Raw genomic sequence first — 5,605 nt, forward strand, 5'->3', positions numbered from 1 at the left:
CGATTCTTGAGAACTCAACAGCGTGCACTATGTCAAATGCCAATTTGATCCCGTGCCTCCTCCTTTGGAGGGGGTAAGGATTCCTTTTGGAAACATATTTGGACAATACAAGTCAGTACTGAACTTTCGGGTTTGGTGTTGTTTTGTTTTTTGTCAGTTTCAAACTTGTCATCGCACTTCGGTGTGGTGGCGTGATGTTTACCGGCGAGCCTTTGGGTTTGTTTGGTTGTTATTCATTTACGGAGAGTTTGATCCTGGCTCAGGACGAACGCTGGCGGCGTGCTTAACACATGCAAGTCGAACGATGAAGCCCAGCTTGCTGGGTGGATTAGTGGCGAACGGGTGAGTAACACGTGAGCAACGTGCCCATAACTCTGGGATAACCTCCGGAAACGGTGGCTAATACTGGATATCTAACGCGATCGCATGGTCTGTGTTTGGAAAGATTTTTTGGTTATGGATCGGCTCACGGCCTATCAGCTTGTTGGTGAGGTAATGGCTCACCAAGGCGACGACGGGTAGCCGGCCTGAGAGGGTGACCGGCCACACTGGGACTGAGACACGGCCCAGACTCCTACGGGAGGCAGCAGTGGGGAATATTGCACAATGGGCGAAAGCCTGATGCAGCAACGCCGCGTGAGGGATGACGGCCTTCGGGTTGTAAACCTCTTTTAGTAGGGAAGAAGCGAAAGTGACGGTACCTGCAGAAAAAGCACCGGCTAACTACGTGCCAGCAGCCGCGGTAATACGTAGGGTGCAAGCGTTGTCCGGAATTATTGGGCGTAAAGAGCTCGTAGGCGGTTTGTCGCGTCTGCTGTGAAATCCCGAGGCTCAACCTCGGGTCTGCAGTGGGTACGGGCAGACTAGAGTGTGGTAGGGGAGATTGGAATTCCTGGTGTAGCGGTGGAATGCGCAGATATCAGGAGGAACACCGATGGCGAAGGCAGATCTCTGGGCCATTACTGACGCTGAGGAGCGAAAGCATGGGGAGCGAACAGGATTAGATACCCTGGTAGTCCATGCCGTAAACGTTGGGCGCTAGATGTGGGGACCATTCCACGGTTTCCGTGTCGTAGCTAACGCATTAAGCGCCCCGCCTGGGGAGTACGGCCGCAAGGCTAAAACTCAAAGGAATTGACGGGGGCCCGCACAAGCGGCGGAGCATGCGGATTAATTCGATGCAACGCGAAGAACCTTACCAAGGCTTGACATATACCGGAAACGTTCAGAAATGTTCGCCCCGCAAGGTCGGTATACAGGTGGTGCATGGTTGTCGTCAGCTCGTGTCGTGAGATGTTGGGTTAAGTCCCGCAACGAGCGCAACCCTCGTCGTATGTTGCCAGCACGTAATGGTGGGAACTCATATGAGACTGCCGGGGTCAACTCGGAGGAAGGTGGGGATGACGTCAAATCATCATGCCCCTTATGTCTTGGGCTTCACGCATGCTACAATGGCTGGTACAATGGGCTGCAATACCGCGAGGTGGAGCGAATCCCAAAAAGCCAGTCTCAGTTCGGATTGGGGTCTGCAACTCGACCCCATGAAGTCGGAGTCGCTAGTAATCGCAGATCAGCAACGCTGCGGTGAATACGTTCCCGGGCCTTGTACACACCGCCCGTCAAGTCATGAAAGTCGGTAACACCCGAAGCCGGTGGCCTAACCTTTTGGAGGGAGCCGTCGAAGGTGGGATCGGTAATTAGGACTAAGTCGTAACAAGGTAGCCGTACCGGAAGGTGCGGCTGGATCACCTCCTTTCTAAGGAGCACTTAGCACGCACTCTTCGGGGTGTGGAGCTGAAGTCATTTCGGTCGCGAATGTCGATCGGTGGCGCTCATGGGTGGAACATTTGACTATTCGGTGCTCAGCGTGATGCTGGTTTAGTACGCCTCTTCGGGGGTTGGAACGGCTGGGGTTTCGTTGGGTGCTGGTGTGCACGCTGTTGGGTCCTGAGGGACCGGGCCTGCTGTCGTCTTCGGATGGTGGTGGATCGGACTCTTGGGCCTTCGTTCGCCGGCTTTGTGTTGGTGGGTGTTGGTACCGATCGTATGTTGAGAACTACACAGTGGACGCGAGCATCTTGAATGCTGCGAATGTCGCCTTCGGGTGGTGTTTGTGGTGTTCAGCAATTTTAGTCAAGAGTTTCTGAGAATGAAATGATTGGCTACTCATGTGTAAATCAAATCTTTAAGAGCAAACGGTGGATGCCTTGGCATCTGGAGCCGAAGAAGGACGTAGAAATCTGCGATAAGCCTCGGGGAGTTGATAATCGAACTTTGATCCGAGGATTTCCGAATGGGGAAACCCCGCCAGGCCCCTTGTGGTGACCTGGTGACTCCCGCCTGAATATATAGGGCGGGTAGAGGGAACGTGGGGAAGTGAAACATCTCAGTACCCACAGGAAGAGAAAACAACAGTGATTCCGTTAGTAGTGGCGAGCGAACGCGGATCAGGCTAAACCGGTCGTGTGTGATACCTGGTAGGGGTTGCACGGTCGGGGTTGTGGGACTTTTCGTGCTGCTCTACCAGGCAGTGGGCGTGACAATAGCGTATAGACGAACAGCTTTGAATGGCTGACCAGAGGGGGTGCGAGTCCCGTAGTCGAAATGCGTGTATTGACGTTGAAGAGTATCCCAAGTAGCACGGGGCCCGAGAAATCCCGTGTGAATCTGTCAGGACCACCTGATAAGCCTAAATACTCCCAGATGACCGATAGCGGACAAGTACCGTGAGGGAAAGGTGAAAAGTACCCCGGGAGGGGAGTGAAATAGTACCTGAAACCGTTTGCTTACAATCCGTCGGAGCAGCCTTGTAGCTGTGACGGCGTGCCTTTTGAAGAATGAGCCTGCGAGTTAGTGATATGTGGCGAGGTTAACCCGTGTGGGGCAGCCGTAGCGAAAGCGAGTCTGAATAGGGCGATTCAGTCGCATGTCCTAGACCCGAAGCGAAGTGATCTATCCATGGCCAGGTTGAAGCGAAGGTAAGACTTCGTGGAGGACCGAACCCACCTAGGTTGAAAACTGGGGGGATGAGCTGTGGTTAGGGGTGAAAGGCCAATCAAACTTCGTGATAGCTGGTTCTCTCCGAAATGCATTTAGGTGCAGCGTTGCGTGTTTCTTACCGGAGGTAGAGCTACTGGATGGCCGATGGGGCCCAAAAGCTTACTGACGTCAGCCAAACTCCGAATGCCGGTAAGTGAGAGCGCAGCAGTGAGACTGTGGGGGATAAGCTTCATAGTCGAGAGGGAAACAACCCAGACCACCAACTAAGGTCCCAAAGCGCGTGCTAAGTGGAAAAGGATGTGGAGTTGCACAGACAACCAGGAGGTTGGCTTAGAAGCAGCCACCCTTGAAAGAGTGCGTAATAGCTCACTGGTCAAGTGATTCCGCGCCGACAATGTAACGGGGCTCAAGCACGCCACCGAAGTTGTGGCATTCATATTTATAGACAGGCCTTCGTGGTCCAGTCGTGTGGATGGGTAGGAGAGCGTCGTGTGGCGAGTGAAGCGGCGGTGGAAACCAGCCGTGGACGCTACACGAGTGAGAATGCAGGCATGAGTAGCGAAAGACGGGTGAGAAACCCGTCCTCCGAATGATCAAGGGTTCCAGGGTCAAGCTAATCTGCCCTGGGTAAGCCGGGACCTAAGGCGAGGCCGACAGGCGTAGTCGATGGACAACGGGTTGATATTCCCGTGGCCGGCGAAAAACCGCCCAAGCTAATCCAGTAGTGCTAAGAGTCTGAATCTCTTCGTCCGCCTTCGGGTGGGTGGGGAGCCTAGCGCTCGACCCCGTTCTGGTGCGGTTAGCGTATTAACAGGTGTGACGCAGAAAGGTAGCCGAACCGGGTGATTGGTTGAATCCGGGCAAGGACGTAGGGTGAGTGATAGGCAAATCCGTCACTCGTGAAGCCTGAGATCTGACGCGGAACTCACTTATGTGAGGTAGTCGGTGATCCTCTGCTGCCAAGAAAAGCATCGACGCGAGGTTTTAGTCGCCCGTACCCCAAACCGACACAGGTGATCAGGTAGAGAATACCAAGGAGATCGAGAGAATCGTGGTTAAGGAACTCGGCAAAATGCCCCCGTAACTTCGGGAGAAGGGGGGCCTGAGGCGTATAGGGATTTACTCCTGAAAGCGCATTGATGGCCGCAGAGACCAGTGGGAAGCGACTGTTTATCAAAAACACAGGTCCGTGCGAAGTCGCAAGACGATGTATACGGACTGACGCCTGCCCGGTGCTGGAAGGTTAAGAGGAAGGGTTAGCTTCGGCGAAGCTCTGAATTTAAGCCCCAGTAAACGGCGGTGGTAACTATAACCATCCTAAGGTAGCGAAATTCCTTGTCGGGTAAGTTCCGACCTGCACGAATGGCGTAACGACTTCCCAGCTGTCTCAACCGCGAACTCGGCGAAATTGCATTACGAGTAAAGATGCTCGTTACGCGCAGCAGGACGAAAAGACCCCGTGACCTTTACTACAGCTTGGTATTGGTGTTCGGTGTGGCTTGTGTAGGATAGGTGGGAGACTGTGAAGCGGGCACGCTAGTGTTCGTGGAGTCGTTGTTGAAATACCACTCTGGTCATTCTGGATATCTAACTTCGAACCGTAATCCGGTTCAGGGACAGTGCCTGGTGGGTAGTTTAACTGGGGCGGTTGCCTCCTAAAGAGTAACGGAGGCGCCCAAAGGTTCCCTCAACCTGGTTGGCAATCAGGTGGCGAGTGTAAGTGCACAAGGGAGCTTGACTGTGAGACTGACAAGTCGAGCAGGGACGAAAGTCGGGACTAGTGATCCGGCAGTGGCTTGTGGAAGCGCTGTCGCTCAACGGATAAAAGGTACCTCGGGGATAACAGGCTGATCTTGCCCAAGAGTCCATATCGACGGCATGGTTTGGCACCTCGATGTCGGCTCGTCGCATCCTGGGGCTGGAGTAGGTCCCAAGGGTTGGGCTGTTCGCCCATTAAAGCGGCACGCGAGCTGGGTTCAGAACGTCGTGAGACAGTTCGGTCTCTATCCGCTGCGCGCGTAGGAAATTTGAGAAGATCTATCTTTAGTACGAGAGGACCGAGATGGACGAACCTCTGGTGTGTCAGTTGTTCCGCCAGGAGCACCGCTGATTGGCTACGTTCGGAACGGATAACCGCTGAAAGCATCTAAGCGGGAAGCCGGCTTCAAGATGAGATTTCCATCCCTTCGGGGGAGAAGCTCCCAGTAGACGACTGGGTTGATAGGCCGGATGTGGAAGCACAGAAATGTGTGGAGCTGACCGGTACTAATAAGCTGATGATTTGATAAAACATGCACATGAATGTTGTTGCTGTTCGCGTCCACTTTGTGGTTCTCGATAGACGATCGAGGATCGACCATGTGTCGCACCTTTTTGGGTGTGGTGTGTGGTTCGGAACATGATTGGTTATCCATAGTGTTTCGGCGGTCATAGCGAGAGGGAAACGCCCGGTTACATTCCGAACCCGGAAGCTAAGACTCTCAGCGCCGATGGTACTGCAGGGGGGACCCTGTGGGAGAGTAGGTCACCGCCGGACTTCTTCATAAGCCGGGGTTGGTTGTTGAGTGAGCAGAGATGCTCCTCGATGACCAACCCCGGCTTTTTT

General features: G+C 53.9%; 3 rRNA genes. All 3 read left to right on the forward strand.

The features are described from left to right. Positions 1–236: 236 nt before the first annotated feature. The 3 genes from C5E10_RS18655 to rrf all read left to right on the forward strand — a co-directional run bounded on the left by C5E10_RS18655 (position 237) and on the right by rrf (position 5,536). Positions 237–1,756, forward strand: a 16S ribosomal RNA gene (locus C5E10_RS18655). 419 nt (positions 1,757–2,175) lie between these two features. Then, a 23S ribosomal RNA gene (locus C5E10_RS18660) occupies positions 2,176–5,289 on the forward strand. Between the two features lie 130 nt (positions 5,290–5,419). After that, positions 5,420–5,536, forward strand: a 5S ribosomal RNA gene (gene rrf / locus C5E10_RS18665). The 16S, 23S and 5S rRNA genes sit together here, the layout of an rRNA operon. Positions 5,537–5,605 lie beyond the last annotated feature (69 nt).

Source organism: Pseudoclavibacter sp. RFBG4 (assembly GCF_002931515.1).
GTDB lineage: Bacteria > Actinomycetota > Actinomycetes > Actinomycetales > Microbacteriaceae > Pseudoclavibacter.